The sequence below is a fragment of the Amycolatopsis sp. NBC_00348 genome, from assembly GCF_036114655.1.
GTDB lineage: Bacteria > Actinomycetota > Actinomycetes > Mycobacteriales > Pseudonocardiaceae > Amycolatopsis.
In genome coordinates, this window is the sequence record NZ_CP107994.1 from 5,543,993 (window position 1) to 5,559,481 (window position 15,489).

16 protein-coding genes are annotated in these 15,489 nt (G+C 72.1%); 9 read left to right on the plus strand and 7 right to left on the minus strand.

What is annotated here, in order from left to right; all coding sequences use genetic code 11:
• Positions 1-67 precede the first annotated feature (67 nt).
• The 8 genes from OHS58_RS23660 to OHS58_RS23695 all read left to right on the plus strand — a co-directional run bounded on the left by OHS58_RS23660 (position 68) and on the right by OHS58_RS23695 (position 7,822).
• Positions 68-1,564: a FadD3 family acyl-CoA ligase gene (locus tag OHS58_RS23660; RefSeq protein WP_328644030.1), complete on the plus strand. Its 1,497-nt coding sequence runs from the start codon at positions 68-70 to the stop codon at positions 1,562-1,564.
• Entirely contained in the window at positions 1,561-2,400 is an 840-nt protein-coding gene (locus OHS58_RS23665) for an enoyl-CoA hydratase (protein ID WP_326947613.1), read from the plus strand. The genes OHS58_RS23660 and OHS58_RS23665 overlap by 4 nt, the downstream gene beginning before the upstream one ends.
• Positions 2,400-3,533 carry an acyl-CoA dehydrogenase family protein gene (locus OHS58_RS23670; RefSeq protein ID WP_328644031.1) on the plus strand — a complete coding sequence of 378 codons (1,134 nt, stop codon included), beginning with the start codon at positions 2,400-2,402 and terminating at the stop codon, positions 3,531-3,533. The genes OHS58_RS23665 and OHS58_RS23670 overlap by 1 nt, the downstream gene beginning before the upstream one ends.
• Positions 3,530-4,414 carry an acyl-CoA dehydrogenase family protein gene (locus OHS58_RS23675; RefSeq protein ID WP_328644032.1) on the plus strand — a complete coding sequence of 295 codons (885 nt, stop codon included), beginning with the start codon at positions 3,530-3,532 and terminating at the stop codon, positions 4,412-4,414. Before OHS58_RS23670 ends, OHS58_RS23675 begins: the two co-directional genes overlap by 4 nt.
• Positions 4,411-5,340, plus strand: coding sequence for an acyl-CoA dehydrogenase family protein (locus OHS58_RS23680; RefSeq protein ID WP_328644033.1), 930 nt, complete (start codon positions 4,411-4,413; stop codon positions 5,338-5,340). The genes OHS58_RS23675 and OHS58_RS23680 overlap by 4 nt, the downstream gene beginning before the upstream one ends.
• Positions 5,341-5,480: 140 nt before the next feature.
• Positions 5,481-6,500, plus strand: coding sequence for a fatty acid desaturase family protein (locus OHS58_RS23685; RefSeq protein ID WP_328644034.1), 1,020 nt, complete (start codon positions 5,481-5,483; stop codon positions 6,498-6,500).
• A gap of 9 nt (positions 6,501-6,509) precedes the next feature.
• The gene (locus tag OHS58_RS23690) at positions 6,510-7,571 is read left to right on the plus strand and encodes an MBL fold metallo-hydrolase (protein ID WP_326947608.1); all 1,062 of its coding nucleotides are present in this window, start codon (positions 6,510-6,512) and stop codon (positions 7,569-7,571) included.
• On the plus strand, positions 7,568-7,822 hold the full coding sequence (locus OHS58_RS23695; RefSeq protein ID WP_247063355.1) for a Smr/MutS family protein: 255 nt from the start codon (positions 7,568-7,570) through the stop codon (positions 7,820-7,822). Before OHS58_RS23690 ends, OHS58_RS23695 begins: the two co-directional genes overlap by 4 nt.
• Before the next feature lie 16 nt (positions 7,823-7,838).
• Here the strand turns inward: OHS58_RS23695 and OHS58_RS23700 are convergent, their stop codons facing one another.
• Both OHS58_RS23700 and OHS58_RS23705 read right to left on the minus strand, forming a co-directional pair.
• Positions 7,839-8,429 (minus strand): Rv1733c family protein, encoded by a 591-nt coding sequence (locus tag OHS58_RS23700; RefSeq protein WP_328644035.1) that lies wholly within the window; start codon positions 8,427-8,429, stop codon positions 7,839-7,841.
• 121 nt (positions 8,430-8,550) lie between these two features.
• The gene (locus tag OHS58_RS23705) at positions 8,551-9,630 is read right to left on the minus strand and encodes a hypothetical protein (RefSeq protein ID WP_326947606.1); all 1,080 of its coding nucleotides are present in this window, start codon (positions 9,628-9,630) and stop codon (positions 8,551-8,553) included.
• Between the two features lie 151 nt (positions 9,631-9,781).
• Between OHS58_RS23705 and OHS58_RS23710 the strand changes: the two genes are divergently transcribed.
• The gene (locus OHS58_RS23710; protein WP_328644036.1) at positions 9,782-10,342 is read left to right on the plus strand and encodes a TetR/AcrR family transcriptional regulator; all 561 of its coding nucleotides are present in this window, start codon (positions 9,782-9,784) and stop codon (positions 10,340-10,342) included.
• Positions 10,343-10,349: 7 nt separating this feature from the next.
• On the opposite strand, the gene hsaB is transcribed toward OHS58_RS23710, so the two are convergent.
• From hsaB to OHS58_RS23735, 5 genes are read right to left on the minus strand one after another with little or no spacing between them, the layout of a single operon-like run.
• Positions 10,350-10,880 carry a 3-hydroxy-9,10-secoandrosta-1,3,5(10)-triene-9,17-dione monooxygenase reductase subunit gene (gene hsaB / locus OHS58_RS23715; RefSeq protein WP_328644037.1) on the minus strand — a complete coding sequence of 177 codons (531 nt, stop codon included), beginning with the start codon at positions 10,878-10,880 and terminating at the stop codon, positions 10,350-10,352.
• A 5-nt stretch (positions 10,881-10,885) separates the two neighbouring features.
• Positions 10,886-11,800, minus strand: coding sequence for an iron-dependent extradiol dioxygenase HsaC (hsaC, locus tag OHS58_RS23720; protein ID WP_328644038.1), 915 nt, complete (start codon positions 11,798-11,800; stop codon positions 10,886-10,888).
• The gene (gene hsaD / locus OHS58_RS23725) at positions 11,800-12,648 is read right to left on the minus strand and encodes a 4,5:9,10-diseco-3-hydroxy-5,9,17-trioxoandrosta-1(10),2-diene-4-oate hydrolase (RefSeq protein WP_326947602.1); all 849 of its coding nucleotides are present in this window, start codon (positions 12,646-12,648) and stop codon (positions 11,800-11,802) included. Before hsaD ends, hsaC begins: the two co-directional genes overlap by 1 nt.
• Positions 12,648-13,811 carry a 3-hydroxy-9,10-secoandrosta-1,3,5(10)-triene-9,17-dione monooxygenase oxygenase subunit gene (gene hsaA, locus OHS58_RS23730; RefSeq protein WP_326954873.1) on the minus strand — a complete coding sequence of 388 codons (1,164 nt, stop codon included), beginning with the start codon at positions 13,809-13,811 and terminating at the stop codon, positions 12,648-12,650. Before hsaA ends, hsaD begins: the two co-directional genes overlap by 1 nt.
• Before the next feature lie 33 nt (positions 13,812-13,844).
• Positions 13,845-15,446, minus strand: a complete 1,602-nt coding sequence (locus tag OHS58_RS23735) for an FAD-binding protein (protein WP_328644039.1) — start codon at positions 15,444-15,446, stop codon at positions 13,845-13,847.
• Positions 15,447-15,489: the final 43 nt, after the last annotated feature.

Here is a 15,489-nt window from a genome sequence, read left to right on the forward strand (position 1 = left end):
CCTCCTCTGGCCAAAACCGGGGCTCCTGCGTAGGCTACCCTACCAAGCACTTGCTAGGGAGGCCGTGATGCCGGAGACCGTCCCGGCGGCGCTCGACGCCGCGGCGGAGCGGTTCCCCGCGCGTGAAGCACTGGTGGACGGCGACGTCCGGCTGACCTGGCCGGAGCTGGCTTCCCGGGTGCGGCAGTGCGCGAACTTCTACGCCGCCGCGGGGATCGGGCCGGGTGACCGCGTCGCGGTCTGCGCGCCCAACACGTGGCACTGGCCGGTCGCGGCCCTCGGCGCGCACTACGCCGGCGCGACGCTGGTGCCGATCAGCACCCGGTTCACCGCGCGGGAAACCACGGACATCCTGACCCGCGGACGCGTGTCCGCGCTCGCCATCACCGGGACGTTCCTCGGCGCCGACCGGCTCGCGGACCTGACCGAACGTCCACCCACGGTGCTGCGGATCCCGGTCGAGGGCCCGGAAGACCCGGTCGACGGCGTCACCGAGTGGGCCGCGCTCGACAGCTTCGACGACACCTTCACCAGCCCCGCGCGGCCGGACGACGTCAGCGACATCCTCTTCACGTCGGGGACGACCGGCCGCAGCAAGGGCGCGATGTCGTCGCACCGGCAGGCCCTCGGCGTCGCCGCCGCGTGGGCCGAGTGCGGCGAGCTGAGCGAGCACGACCGCTACCTCGTGATCAACCCGTTCTTCCACAGCTTCGGTTACAAGGCCGGGATCCTCGCCGCGACGCTGCACGGCACGACGCTCGTGCCGCAGCGCACCTTCGCCGTCGCCGAGACCCTCCGGCTGATCCAGGACGAGCGGATCTCCGTGCTGCCGGGCGCGCCGACGATCTTCCAGGTCCTCCTCGACGCGCCCGACCGGCCGTCGTACGACCTGTCGACGCTCCGGCTGGCGGTCACCGGCGCCGCGACCGTCCCGGTGGCGCTCGTCGAACGCATGCAGGCGGAACTCGGCTTCGACCTGGTCCTCACCGCGTACGGCCTGACCGAGGCCGTCGTGGCCACGATGTCACTGCGCACCGACCCACCCGACCTGATCGCGCGGACCGTCGGCCGGCCTGCCGCCGGGTTCGAGGTCCGCCTCGGCGAGCGTGACGAGGTGCTGCTGCGCGGGCCGAACGTGATGCTCGGGTACCTCGACGACCCGGCCGCCACCGCCGAGGCGATCGACGACGGCGGCTGGCTGCACACCGGCGACGTCGGCGTGCTCACCGGGTCCGGGCACCTGCGGATCGTCGACCGGATCAAGGACATGTACATCTGCGGCGGCTTCAACGTCTACCCGGCCGAGGTCGAGCAGGCGCTGGGCTGGCTCGACGGCGTGGCCGAGGCCGTCGTCGTCGGCGTGCCGGACCCGGTCTACGGCGAGGTCGGCAAGGCCTACGTCCGGCTCCGGCCGGGCGTCACACTGTCCACAGAGGACGTCATCGACCACTGCAAGGCCAACCTGGCGAACTACAAGCGGCCCCGGCACGTCGAGTTCCGGGACGAGCTGCCGCGCACGCCGTCGGGCAAGGTGCTCAAACGAGTTCTGCGGGAGGAAGCATGAGCGACATCGGCGAGGAGGTCACGTACGAGGTGCGCGGACCGGTCGCGGTCGTCACCCTGAACCGGCCCGAGTACCGCAACGCGCAGAACTCGGCGATGACCTACGCGCTGGACGCCGCGTTCACCCGGGCCGTCGACGACGCCGAGGTGAAGGTGATCGTCCTGGCGGGGGCGGGCAAGCACTTCTCCGCCGGGCACGACATCGGCTCGCCGGGCCGCGACGCGGACGTCTCGTTCGAGCGCAAGGCCGTGATGTGGTGGGACCACGTCGACGCCGCGGGTGGTGACCAGCGGTTCGCGCGGGAGTCCGAAGTGTACTTGGGGATGTGCCGCCGCTGGCGGGAGATCCCGAAGCCGACGATCGCGTCCGTCCAGGGCGCGTGCATCGCCGGGGCGTTGATGCTGGCCTGGGTGTGCGACCTGATCGTCGCCTCCGACGACGCGTTCTTCGCCGATCCCGTGGTGCGCATGGGGATTCCCGGCGTCGAGTACTTCGCGCACCCGTGGGTGCTCGGGCCGCGCCGGGCCAAGGAGGTCCTGTTCACCGGCGAGCGCTTCACGGCCCAGCAGGCCCTCGACTGGGGCATGCTCAACCGGGTCGTCCCGCGCGCCGACCTCGAAACCGAGACGATGGCGCTGGCCACGAAGATCGCCGAGATGCCGCGGTTCGGCCTCGCACTGGCCAAGAAGGCCGTGAATCAGGCCGAGGACCAGATGGGCTTGCGGTCCGGAATGGACAGTGTGTTCGGGTTGCACCACTTCGCGCACGCGCACAACGCCGAGACCGCCGGCGACTCCCTGGCCGGGCTGGACGCCCGGTCCATGCGGGATCGCTGATGGACCTCGACCTTTCCCCCGGCGTCGAAGCGTTCCGCGACGAAGCCCGCGAATGGCTGGCCACGCACGTCCCCGTCGAGCCGCTCCCCTCGTTCGACACGCCGGAGGGCTTCGCCGCCCACCGCGAGTGGGAGGCCGGGCTGGCCGACGCGCGCTGGTCGGTCGTCTCCTGGCCGGCGGAGTACGGCGGCCGCGACGCGAGCCTCCTGGAGTGGGTGCTGTTCGAGGAGGAGTACTACGCGGCCGGCGCGCCCCTGCGCGTCAACCAAAACGGCATCTTCATGCTGGCGCCGACGCTCTTCTCGCACGGCACCGACGAGCAGCTGGCCCGGATCCTGCCGAAGATGGCGCGCTCCGAAGAGGTCTGGGCGCAGGCCTGGTCCGAGCCGGAGGCGGGCAGCGACATCGCCGCGCTGCGCAGCACAGCGTCGCGTGTGGACGGTGGCTGGGTCCTCAACGGACAGAAGACGTGGAGCTCCCGGGCAGCCTACGCCGATCGCGCGTTCGGCCTGTTCCGCAGCGACCCCGAAGCCGAACGCCACCGCGGCCTGACCTACCTGATGGCGGACCTGCGCGCCGACGGCGTCACGGTGCGCCCGATCCCGCAGCTGGACGGCGAGCCGGGTTTCGCCGAGATCTTCTTCGACGACGTCTTCGTGCCGGACGCCGACGTCATCGGCGAGCCCGGCGCGGGCTGGAAGGTCGCGATGACCACGGCCAACAACGAACGCGGCCTGTCGCTGCGCAGCCCCGGCCGGTTCCTCGCGGCGGCCGATCGGCTGACGGCGCTGTGGTCCGGCGCGGGCCGTCCCGAAGCCACCGCGGACCGGGTCGCCGACGCCTGGATCGGCGCCCGCGCCTACCAGCTCTACACGTTCGGCACGGTCACCAAGCTCGCCGAGGGCGGCCAGCTCGGGCCGGAGTCGAGCGTCAACAAGCTCTTCTGGTCGCACCTGGACGTCGAGCTGCACGAGACGGCGCTCGACCTGCTGGGCCCGGACGCCGAGCTGCGCGGCCCCTGGAGCGACGGCTGGCTGTTCTCGCTGGCCGGCCCGATCTACGGCGGCACCGACCAGATCCAGCGCACGATCGTCGCCGAACGCCTGCTCGGCCTGCCCCGGGAGGACCGATGAGGTTCGGGTTGACCGCCGAGCAGACGGCGTTCGCCGCGTCTCTGCACGACCTGCTTTCGACCACGGACGACTGGCCGAAGCTCGCCGAGCTGGGCGTCACGGCGCTCGGCATCCCCGAGAAGCACGACGGCCTCGACGCCTCCCCGGTCGACCTCGTCGTCGCGTTCGAAGCGCTGGGCCACCACGGCGTCGCGGGGTCGTGGACCGACACGGTGGCCGTGCTGCCCGCGTTGCTCGACGACCCGGTGCTCGCGTCGGTGGCCTCCGGCGAGACGCGGGCGTCGGTGGTCTTCGCACCGCACGTGCCCTACGCGCTCGACGCCGACACCGCGGACCTGCGCGTCCTGGTGGACGGCACGCGCCTGAAGACCTTCACCCCCGGCCGCGAGCTGGCTTCGGTGGACCCGTCCCGGCGGCTGTTCGAGGCCGTCCCCGGTGACGACCTCGGCCCGGCCCTGGACCCGGCGCGCGCGTTCGACCTCGGCGTCCTCGCGACGGCGGCCCAGCTGCTCGGCGCCGGGAACTGGCTGCTCTCGACGTCGGTCGGCTACGCCGGGCAACGCCGCCAGTACGGCCGCGAGATCGGCAAGTACCAGGCGGTCAAGCACCTGCTCGCCGACGTCGTCACGGCGCTGGAGCTGGCCCGGCCGCTGCTGTACGGCGCGGCCGTGACCCTCGCCCCCGCCGACGTCTCGGCGGCGAAGGTGGCGTGCGGCGACGCGGCGTTGCTCGCGGCCCGCACCGGACTGCAGGTGCACGGCGCGATCGGCTACACCGCCGAGCACCCACTGGGTAGGCGGCTGCTGCGGGTCCGCGCCCTGACGACGGCGTGGGGCACCGGCGCGGTGCACCGGCGGCGCATCCTGGCGGCCGTCGGATGACGCCGGAACAGGACGAACTCCGCGCCACCGTCCGGAAACTCCTGGAGCGCGAGACCACGCCGTGGCCGGCCCTCGTCGACATCGGCGTCCCCGCGCTCGCCATCCCCGAGGAGCACGGCGGGCTCGGCGCCGGGCTCACCGAACTCCGGATCGTCGCCGAAGAGCTCGGCCGCGTCCTGGCCGACGTCCCGTTCCTCGGCTCGGCCGTCGCCACGCAGGCCGTGCTCGCGACGGGAGACGAGCGGCTGCTCCCCCGGCTCGCCGAGGGCGCCGTCGCCGCGCTGGCCTGGACCGGCGAGGACGGCCGCTGGGACGCCGCGGCCTGCCGGGGCGATTTGTCGACTGTGGACGGACGCGCGCACTACGTCCTGGACGGCGACACGGCGTCGATCCTGCTGGCCGTCACCGGAGACGGACTGTACGAAGTGGGCCCAGCCGACGCCGTCCGCGAGCACGTCCCGTCGCTCGACGAGACCCGGCACTTCGCCACCGTGACGTTCGACCACGCGCCCGCGCGCCGCCTCGGTCCCCTGGATCCCGGCCCGCTTCGGGACTTCGCGTGCCTGGTCCTCGCCGCCGAGCAGACCGGCGCGGCGGCCCGGGCCCTCGAGCTGACCGTCGAGTACACCCAGCAACGCCATCAGTTCGGCCGCCCGATCGGGAGCTTCCAGGCGCTCAAGCACCGCATGGCGGACCTGCACGTCCTGGTCGAGACGGCCCGCTCGGCCGCCTACGCGGACCTGCCGGCGGTCGCCAAGGTGCACTGCTCCGAGGTGCTGTCCGAGGTCGCGGCGGAGATGATCCAGCTGCACGGCGGCATCGCGATCACCTGGGAACACCCGGCGCACCGCTACTTCAAGCGCGCGCACTCGTCGTCCCTGCTGTTCGGCGCGCCGCACCACCACCTGCCGCGCGTCCGGTCGTGAGTGGTAATGCGGGTTAGGACCCTCATTACCACTCACGACGGGCCGGGCGCATACCAGGCACTCCGGTAGGGCTGGCCCCCCGAAGTGCGCACCGGCGCGCAGGATTCCGGCCGGTGGCGTCCGCGCGAAGACTCGGGGACGTGACCACAGACAACCTCGTGCACACCGGCAGCGACTTCGCCCGGCTGAGCCACCGCATCTCCGCCGCCGGCCTGATGAGGCGCCGGCCCGGTTACTACACCGCCCGGATCGCCGTCGTGACCACGTTGTTCGCCGCCGGCTGGGTCGCCTTCGCCTTCCTCGGGAACTCGTGGTGGCAGCTGGCCGTGGCCGCGTTCCAAGCCGTGCTGTTCGGCCAGATCGCGCTGCTCTCCCACGACCTCGCGCACAAGCAGGTGTTCCGGCGCCGGCGGCCGACCGAGGTCGCCGGGATGATCGCGGGCAACCTCGGCGTCGGCATGAGCTACGGCTGGTGGATGGACAAGCACACCCGCCACCACGCCAACCCGAACCACGAGGAGCTGGACCCCGACGTCGACCCGGACATCCTGGTGTGGTCGAAGGACCAGGCCCGCGCCAGCCGCGGTGTCCCGCGGTTCATCGGGCGCTACCAGGCGTTCCTGTTCTTCCCGCTGCTCACCCTCGAAGGCCTGAACCTGCACTGGTCCGGCATCCGCGCGGTGCGCAAGCCGGGTCTGCGCCGCCGAGGCGTCGAGGCCGCGTTGCTCGCCCTGCACTTCGCCGTCTACTTCAGCGCGCTGATCACGGTGCTGTCGCCGGGCATAGCGTTGCTGTTCTTCGCCGTCCACCAAGGACTGTGGGGTGTCTACATGGGATCGATCTTCGCGCCCAACCACAAGGGCATGCCCACGCTGACCGGGCGCCCGGAGCTGGACTTCCTGCGCAAGCAGGTGCTGACCTCCCGCAACGTCCGCGGCGGCGCGGTCGTCGACGTCGCCCTCGGCGGCCTCAACTACCAGATCGAGCACCACCTGTTCCCGAGCATGCCGTCGCGGCACCTGCGGCAGGCGCAGCCGATCGTCCAGGGGTACTGCGCCGAGCTGGGCATCCCGTACCTGCAGACGAGCCTGGTCGAGTCCTACCGGCAGGCGCTCACCCACCTGCATGAAGCTGGGGCGCCTCTCAGGAACCGTTCGTAGACTCAGGGCATGAGGAAGACGATCGCTGCACTGCGTGACCTGCCGGCGGCGTTCGGCGCGAAGGCCGCCGGCGCCCGTGCCGAGCGGGTCCGCCGCTCGCCGCAGTTCGACGGCAAGGTGTTCCGCAACGTGGCGCCGCGGCACCCGATGACCGCGGCGTCGATGAGCACCATCTTCCGCGAGATGTTCTTCGGCACCGACCGTGAGCTGCGCAAACCCGCCAGTGCGATCCCCTTGGTGAAGGCCGCGCCGGTCGAGACGGCCGAGGGCCTGCACCTGACCTGGTACGGCCACGCCTCGACGCTGGTGGAGCTGGACGGCGCCCGCGTGCTGCTCGACCCGGTGTGGAGCGACCGCGTCTCGCCCGCGACGTTCGCCGGCCCGCGGCGGCTGCACGAGCCGCCGGTGCCGCTGTCCGGGGTCGGCCGGGTGGACGCCGTCGTCATCTCGCACGACCACTACGACCACCTCGACCTGGCGACGATCCGCTCGCTGGTGACGTCGACCGCGGCGCCGTTCCTGGTGCCGCTGGGCGTCGGCGCGCACCTGGAGCGCTGGCACGTTCCGGCCGAGCGCATCATCGAGCTGGACTGGCACGAAGAGGCGACGGTGGCCGGCGTCCGGTTCATCTCGACGCCGGCCCAGCACTTCTCCGGTCGCGGCATCACGAACGACGACACGCTGTGGACGTCCTGGGCCCTGCTCGGCCCGGAGCACCGGGTCTTCTACACCGGCGACACGGGCTACTTCGACGGCTTCGCGAGCATCGGCGCGGAGCACGGCCCCTTCGACGTCGCCCTGGTCCAGATCGGCGCGTACGCCCCGCAGTGGCCGGACATCCACATGACGCCGGAGGAAGGTGTAGCGGCGGGCCTCGACGTCCGGGCGAAGCTGCTGGTCCCGGTCCACTGGGCGACGTTCTCGCTGGCGATGCACCCGTGGGGTGAGCCGGCGGACCGCGTCTGGACCGAGGCGAAGGCGGCGGACATCCCGCTGGCGATCCCCCGTCCGGGTGAGCGCGTGGACGTCGGCGAGCCGCCGGCGGTCGACGGCTGGTGGCAGGCCCTGTGAAGCTGAAGTTGGACCTCCACGACATCTACAACCGCGGCGGCGAGATCGACAAGGCCCTGCAGGGGATCATCGACGAGGCCGTCGCCAAGAAGGCGCCGCTCGTCGAGATCATCCCCGGCAAGGGCTCCGGGCAGCTGAAGAAGCACGTCCTGCGGTTCCTGGAGCGCAAGGACATCAAGGCGCTCTACCACCGGATCGAGAAGGACAAGGACAACTTCGGCCGGGTCTTCGTGCACTTCCGCTGGAAGTGACGCCCAGAAGTGACGCTCAGAACCGGCTGTCGTGGCGGGCTTGCGCCCAGGCCCGGTCCCACGCCGCGGCGCGGAGGCGGCCCAGGACGAACCGGGCGAGGCCGTAGAGCGCGGCCAGTGCGCCGGTGACGGCGACCCAGAGCAGGATCGCCGCGAACACGCCGTCGGCCGCCGAAGTGGCCGGCGAGAGCGGCTCGGTCGTCAGCTCGCCGCGCTGGTCCAGCCACACAGATACGTGCGTGCCCTTCGGGCTGCCGGAGTCGGCGAGGAGGTCGCCGGTGTGCCGGGCGCCGCGGGCGTCGAACCAGACCGCCGGGACGGTCGTCTGGTCGGCGGGCGCGCCGGCGCCGTCGGTGCTGTAGGTCTGCGTGGCGGCCGCGGCCAGCGAGGTCGCCGTCGCGGGATGACGCGTGGTGCGCTCCTGCTCGGCGCGGGCGGTCTGCGCGGCGTAGGTGTCGGAGCCGACCGCGGCGGCGAACGGCAGCGTCAGCAGCGCGCCGGCCACCAGCAGGAGCAGCAACGCGGCTTCGACGCGGTCACCGAACCGGGCGAGCGGGTTGCCGCCGGGGAACAACCGGCGCCGGAACCGGGCGATCCGACCCTGCATGCGCGGCACACTCCTCCCCGGGAACAGACTCTGCACCCTCAGTGTGCGCGCGCAGTGTCGGCTTTCTCTCGTGAATGGGACGCGGCCCACCTGTGAACCCCTGCACAACCACCCGCCCGAGCTAACCGGCCGCGATCGCCGACCACAGCGCGTGAGCGATTTCCGGCCCGTGGACGTCGGTGTGCCCGCGCACGAACCCGTCGGCCCGCAGGTTGTGCGGCACGCCCGGGCGCCACGCGTAGCGCCCGCCGACCGGCAGCAGCTCGCCCGGCACGGCTTCGGCGGTCCCCTGAGCGCCGTCCCGCCCGATGCTGCCGTAACCCAGCCCGGTGACGCGCGACGCGATCTCGAACGCGACCCCGGCGACCAGGTCGTACGCGGTGTGCGTGACGAGGATCGGTCCGGTCACGACGTGCGCGTCGAGCACGCCGCGGAACACCCCCGACTCGGCGAAGGCGTGGTGCGACAACGTCGCCTGCAGCAGGGTGAGCGTGCCCAGCGTCCCGGCCGGCCGGGCCAGCGCGGCCGCGGTCACCAGGCGGCCGCCGAAGCCGTGCCCGACCAGGTGAACGCGCAGGCCGGGCCGGGCGACCGCGCCGAGCAGCGGCGCCAGGCCGTGCTCCCCCACCTCGCCCGCGCGCGCCTTCATCTCGTAGTAGGTCAGGTAGTCGAGCAGCTGCCGCGCGGCCTCGACGAACCCGGACGCCGGTTTCGCGAGCCGGTCCATCACGGTGCCGCCGGGCAGGGTCAGCAGCTCCGTCGACGCGTCTTCGCGGTCCTGCGCGGCGGGGGCGGCGACCGACAGCAGCGCGGCGGCGAACGCGGTCCGCGCGGTCGAGCGGGCCGCGAGCGCCGGGACGAGCTCGGCCGCCGCGTCGATGGTGCGCCGGTGCTCGGGCACGAGCTCCCGCAGCAGGTCGAGCCGCTCCTCCAGACCGGCGGACTCGGCGAACTTGCGCGACGGCCACAGCACGCAGGCGAAGGCGAGGGGTCCGTCGCAGACCGAGCGCAGCGAGGACGCGAGATCGGCGTACAGGTGCCTAGCCGTGACGGGGTCGTCGTCCCAGCCGTGGCTCAGCACGACGAGGTCGGTGGTCGCGCGGTCGGCGGCCAGCTCCCGCACGGCCGCGCCCCGGTCGCCGGCGAGCCCACCAGCGCGGTCGAACCCGACCTCCGCGGCCGGGAAACCGGACAGCTGCACGAACTCCTCCTCGGGCGGCGACGACCCTGTGAAGTCGCCTTCTCGACGGCCGTTGTTACCGCTCGGCCGCGCCGGGCGGACTGCCCGGCACCGCTCCCCCGGGTTAAGCTGACAACTGTCCGGTTACTTCGCGGGAAAGGGCGGTGCCGTCGTGCCGGGTCGTGAGCGCCGGTCGGACGCGGTCGCCAACCGCGACCGGATCGTCGAGGCCGCGCGGGCCGAGCTGAGCGAGTCCAACGGCGCGGCCGCCGACCTGAAGCTGCACCGGGTCGCCAAGGCTGCCGACGTCGGGCAGGGCACCCTCTACCGGCACTTCCCGACCCGCGAGCACCTGCTCGCGGAGGTGTACCGGTACGAGCTGACGCAGCTCGTCGACGCCGTGGCGCCGCTGCTGGCCGGGCACCCGCCGCTCGAGGCCCTGACCGCCTGGCTCGATCGGTTGGTCGAGTACGCGCGGGTCAAGCGCGGGGTGATGGCGGCGATCGAGGCCTCGGCGTGGCAGGACCTCTACGCGGGCCAGCACCACCGGCTCGACGAAGCACTCGAAACGCTGCTCCAGCGGGGAAAAGCCGTCGGTCAGGTACGCGAAGAGGTCGACGCGGCGGACGTCATCCTGCTCCTGGGCGCGCTGTCGCGGGTGCCCGAAGCCGAGTGGGACACGCGGGTGCCCAAGATCGTGGCGGTGATCGTCGACGGCCTCCGCCCGCGGTGACGCGGGGTCAGAGCCAGTCGTCCGGGCGGGGCCACGGCATCAGCGCGGCGAGCGCGTCCCGCGCCGGCTCGGTGACCGAGTACTGCCCCCGGTGGAACAGCAACGGCCGCGCGTCCGACGGCGCGCCCAGCGCCGTGACGCGCCCGATCACGACGTAGTGGTCGCCGGCTTCGTGCACCGCTTCCAGCTCGCAGTCGATCCACGTCAGCGCGCCTTCGAGCAGCGGCGCCCCGGACGGCGCGGGCGTCCAGCCGAAGCGGGCGAACTTGTCCTCACCGCGGGCGCCGAACACCGCGCTGACTTCCTGCTGGTTCTCGGCCAGGACGTTGATCGCGAACCGGCCGGCCGCGGCCAGGACCTGCCAGGTGCGGGACGTCTTCGCCGGGCAGAACAGCACGAGCGGCGGGTCGAGCGACAGCGCGGCGAACGACTGGCAGGCGAACCCGGCCAGCGTGTCGCCGTCGCGGCCGGTGACGACGGTGACGCCCGTGCAGAAGTGCCCGAGGACGCTGCGGAACGCGGTCTCCTCGACCGCCATCGCCGTCACGGCGCGCCGGGCGGCCGGGCGCCGACCGAGAAGTCGTGGCCCCACAGGGAAACCGCGGTGCTCTCGCGGGCGATCCAGTTCTCGTCGTCGACCTGCCGGCCTTCACAGCCGAACTCGATGTCGAACCCGCCGGGGGTCTTCATGTAGAACGACAGCATCAGGTCGTTGACGTGCCGGCCGAGCGTCGCCGACATCGGCACCTTCCGCCGGATCGCGCGGTCGAGGCACAACCCGACGTCGTCGGTCTGCTCGACCTCGACCATCAGGTGCACGATCCCGCTCGGGGTCGGCATCGGCAGGAACGCCAGGCTGTGGTGGCGCGGGTTGCAGCCGAAGAACCGCAGCCACGCGGGCGCGCCGTCGGCGGGCCGGCCGACCATCTGCGGCGGCAGGCGCATCGAGTCGCGCAGCCGGAACCCGAGGACGTCACGGTAGAACCGCAGCGACGCCTCGTCGTCCTTTGTGGACAGGACGACGTGGCCGAGGCCCTGCTCGCCGGTGACGAACCGGTGCCCGTACGGGCTGACCACGCGCCGGTGCTGCAGCGCGACGCCGTGGAACACCTCCTGGGTGTTGCCGGACGGGTCGTCGAAGCTGATCAGCTCGTCGACGCGGCGGTCGGCCAGCTCCTCGGGCGTGCCCTCCTTGTAGGGCACCGAAGCACTGTCCAACCGGGACCGGATCTCGGCCAGCTCGCCGGCGTTCGCGGCCTCCCAGCCGGCGGTCGTCAGCCGGTCCGCGTCGCCGGGCGAGATCACGAGACGCGCCGGGAAGTCGTCCATGCGCAGGTAGAGCGCGTCGGGGTTCTCCCCCTTGCCCTCGACCATGCCGAGCACCTTGAGCCCGTATTCGCGCCACGCGGCCATGTCGGTGGCTTCGACGCGGAGGTAGCCCAGTGACCGGATGCCCATCAGGAACTCCCGAGGAAGTCGAGGGCCAGCCGGTTGAATTCGTCGAACTTCTCCAGCTGGGCCCAGTGTCCGCAGCCGCCGAACACGTGCAGCTGCGCGCGCGGGATGGTCTTCAGCGCGACCAACGCGCCGTCGAGCGGGTTGACGCGGTCTTCGCGGCCCCAGATCAGCAGCACCCGCTGGCGCAGCCGGTGGGCCTCACGCCAGAGCATGCCCTCTTCGTAGGTTTCGGGCTGGGCGAACGACATCCCCATGGCCCGCATCGCGGCGAGCGACTCCGGGGTGTTCGCCGCGGCGAACCGGTCGTCGATCAGCTCGTCGGTGATGAGCGCCTGATCGTGGACCATGATGCGCAGGAAGGCTTCCATGCGCTCGCGGCTGGGTTTCGCCCCGAACTTCCCGAGGTTCTTGACGCCTTCGGTCGGGTCGGGCGCGAACAGGTTGACGCTCAGCCCGCCCGGCCCCATCAGCACGAGCCGCCCGGCGCGCTTGCCGTGGTTCAGCGCCAGCCGCACAGCCGCGCCACCACCGAGCGAGTTGCCGATGAAGTGCGCGGTTTCGACGCCGAGCGCGTCCATCAGGCCCGCGACGGCGTCCGCGCTGTGGCGGAAGTACTGCGGGTGCGCGGTCGGCTTGTCCGACCGGCCGAAACCGGGCTGGTCGACGGCGATCGTCCGGTAGTGCTTGGCGAACTCCGGCAGGTTGCGCCCGAAGTTGCTCCACGCCGACGCGCCGGGCCCGCCGCCGTGCAGCAGGATCACCGTCTCGGCGTGCTCGGCGCCGGCCTCGTGGTAGTGCAGCTTCAGACCCCCTGCGACCTCGGCGTACTTCCCTTCCGGCGCGGCCATCAGTACATCGCGTTCTCGACGGGGAGCCCGAAGGCGCCGGTGCCGTACATGACGTAGGCGCGCTCGGCGTCGTTGGCCGCGTGCACCCGGCCGGCGTGCGCGTCGCGCCAGAAGCGCTGGATCGGCGTGCCGCGCTGGATGGCCCGGCCGCCGGAGTTCTCGAAGAGCCGGTCGATCGCGCCGATCGCGCGTTCGGTGCCGCGCACCTGGTCGCGCCGGACGCGCAGCCGCAGGTCCACGGGCAGCCGCTCTTCGCGCTTGGCCAGCTGGTACAGCTCGTCGATGTTGCGGGTCAGCTGCAGCCACGCGGCGTCGATCTCGCTGGCCGCCTCGGCGATCCGGACCTTGGCGAACGGGTCCTCTTTGGACTGTTCACCGGCGTACGCGGCGCGCACCCGCTTGCCCTGGTGCTCGACGTGCGCGTCGTAGGCGCCCTGGGCCATGCCGATGATCGGCGCGGTGATCGTGGACGGGTGCACCGACCCGTACGGCAGCCGGTACAGCGGCCCGGGGTTGACGGCCTGGCCCGGCACCTTGCACTTCGACGTCGCGATGAAGCTCAGCGCCCGGTGCTGCGGGATGAAGACGTCTTCGACGACGATGTCGTTCGACCCGGTGCCCCGCAGCCCGACCGTGTCCCAGACGTCCACAATGGAGTAGTCCGCGATCGGCAGCAGATAGGTGCAGAAGTCGACCGGCTTGCCGTCCTTGAAGGCAGGCCCGCCGAGCAGCACCCACGTGCAGTGGTCGCAGCCGGACGAGAAGCTCCACCGGCCGGAGAGCCGGTAGCCGCCTTCGACGACCTCGGCCTTGCCCATGGGGGCGTACGACGAGGAGATCCGGACGTCCTCGTCGCCGCCCCACACCTCTTCCTGCGCCTGAGCGTCGAACAACGCCACGTGCCACGGGTGGACGCCGAGGATGGAGGCGACCCAGCCGGTGGACCCGCACGCGCTCGCGATCAGCTTCACCGCGGTGTAGAAGCTCACCGGGTCCGACTCGAAACCGCCGTACGGCTTCGGTTGCAGCATCTTGAAGAACCCGGTCTCCTGCAGGGCCTTGACGGACTCTTCGGGGACGCGTCGCGCGTCCTCGGTGTCCTGGGCCCGTTCCCGCAGGACCGGCAGGAGGTCCCGGACCCCGGCGATCACCTGCTCGCTCATGCGCGTTCCTCTCTCGCGTTCACTCCCGCAAGACTAGAACACGTTCTCGTTTTTGTCGAGAACACCCTGCGCCAAGGCGGAGTTGATCCCCGCCCTGCGGCCGGAAAACACGCAGTCGGCCAGCGAGAGACCGCTGACGTAGGACCTGGAACAGATTCCCACCGCGGTGCGCCCGGCCGCGTACAGCCCCTTGATCGGCACACCTCCGGCGTCCCGGACCGCGCCGGTGTCCTCGTCCACGACCAGGCCGCCGAGCGTCAGCATCGGCGTCGGGTAGCCGAGGTTGGGCCGCACGGAGACGTCGATGAGCGAGAACGGCGGGTTGTCCAGGCGCCGGGCGAACTCGGCGGGCTTGCCCATCGGGTCTTCGGCACCGTGGTAGGCCTCGACGCTCGCGCGCAGGCCCTGGGGGTCGACGCCGGCCTTGCGTGCTGCTTCTTCGACCGTCGAGCCGACGACCCGCCCGCGCCGCAGGAGGTACCGCAGCTGGAGGCCCTGAAACCACTGGCTCTGCTTGGTGCCGTCACGCCGGGCCTCGGCGACGATCGGCGCGTCGACCAGCAGCCAGCCCTTGCTGTCGTGCCGCTCGATCAGCCGCTCGCCGACGGCGGCGCCGTAACGCGACTCGTCGATGATCCGGCGGCCACCGGCGTCGACGATGATCCCGCCGAGGAACGCGCTCGGCGGCGTCACGAACCGCCACGCCGAGATCCGGCCCAGTTCCGCGGTCGCGCCCCCGGCCCCGACACCCAGCCGGATGCCCGAGCCGTCGTCGGCGGCGGTGCCCAGCGGCAGGCCGCCGCGGTAGGCGGGCGCGTGCTCGCGCACCATCGCGCGGTTGGCGATGAACCCGCCGGCGGCGAGGACCACCCCGCGCCGCGCGGTGATCCGCAGCTCGCGGGCGTGCGCGCGTTCGAGCCGTTCGACCCGGCGGTGCAGGGGTTTCCGCAGCGCCGGGACGTAGATGCCGGGCTTGGCGGAGTACGACGCGAGCCGCCGGTGCCGGGCCTTCACCGACGCCGGCGCGTCCCGCAGGCTGTCCGCGACGACCCCGGTGATGCCACCCTGGTCGTCGTGGATCAGCGAGCGCACCCGCGTCTGCGGCAGCACCCGGATCTCCCGGCGTCGCACGGCTTCGGCCAAGCGCGTCATCAGCATCTTCCCGGACGTGCCGGGGCCTTTGACGCGATGGCCGCGCGGGGCCGGTTTCGCCGCGTCGCGGAACCCGCCGGCGGCCTCGCTGCCGGAGTAGTACAGGTAAAACTCGTCACTCGGGTACGACGTCTTGTACGGGCAGAGGCTGCCTTCGAACGGGACGCCGTTGCCCTCCAGCCAGGTGACCATCTCGCGGCTGTCCTCGCAGAACCGCCGGAGCGTCTTGCCGGAGACGACGTCCCCGGCTTCGAGGCGCAGGTATTCGTACATCGCGTCGACCGTGTCGTCGACCCCCGCGTCCTGCTGCTGGCGGGTGCCGCCGCCCGCGTAGACCACGCCACCGCTGACCGCACTGGCGCCACCGCCGGCGAAGCGCTCGACGATGACGACGTCCGCACCGGCGTCGGCGGCTTCGAGGGCGGCGCACGCGCCGGCCGCACCGAACCCCACGATGACCACGTCCGCGACGAGTTCGTCCATGGTTCGCTACCCTAGAACTGAAACACGTTCTCGTCTATGGTGG

What these genes read in the sequence shown, in the direction of transcription:
- OHS58_RS23660 (WP_328644030.1), top strand. Translation starts at nt 68, where the DNA reads ATGCCGGAGACCGTCCCGGCGGCGCTCGACGCCGCGGCGGAGCGGTTC.
- OHS58_RS23665 (WP_326947613.1), top strand. Translation starts at nt 1,561, where the DNA reads ATGAGCGACATCGGCGAGGAGGTCACGTACGAGGTGCGCGGACCGGTC.
- OHS58_RS23670 (WP_328644031.1), top strand. Translation starts at nt 2,400, where the DNA reads ATGGACCTCGACCTTTCCCCCGGCGTCGAAGCGTTCCGCGACGAAGCC.
- OHS58_RS23675 (WP_328644032.1), top strand. Translation starts at nt 3,530, where the DNA reads ATGAGGTTCGGGTTGACCGCCGAGCAGACGGCGTTCGCCGCGTCTCTG.
- OHS58_RS23680 (WP_328644033.1), top strand. Translation starts at nt 4,411, where the DNA reads ATGACGCCGGAACAGGACGAACTCCGCGCCACCGTCCGGAAACTCCTG.
- OHS58_RS23690 (WP_326947608.1), top strand. Translation starts at nt 6,510, where the DNA reads ATGAGGAAGACGATCGCTGCACTGCGTGACCTGCCGGCGGCGTTCGGC.
- OHS58_RS23700 (WP_328644035.1), bottom strand. Translation starts at nt 8,429, where the DNA reads ATGCAGGGTCGGATCGCCCGGTTCCGGCGCCGGTTGTTCCCCGGCGGC.
- hsaB (WP_328644037.1), bottom strand. Translation starts at nt 10,880, where the DNA reads ATGGCGGTCGAGGAGACCGCGTTCCGCAGCGTCCTCGGGCACTTCTGC.
- hsaC (WP_328644038.1), bottom strand. Translation starts at nt 11,800, where the DNA reads ATGGGCATCCGGTCACTGGGCTACCTCCGCGTCGAAGCCACCGACATG.
- hsaD (WP_326947602.1), bottom strand. Translation starts at nt 12,648, where the DNA reads ATGGCCGCGCCGGAAGGGAAGTACGCCGAGGTCGCAGGGGGTCTGAAG.
- hsaA (WP_326954873.1), bottom strand. Translation starts at nt 13,811, where the DNA reads ATGAGCGAGCAGGTGATCGCCGGGGTCCGGGACCTCCTGCCGGTCCTG.
- OHS58_RS23735 (WP_328644039.1), bottom strand. Translation starts at nt 15,446, where the DNA reads ATGGACGAACTCGTCGCGGACGTGGTCATCGTGGGGTTCGGTGCGGCC.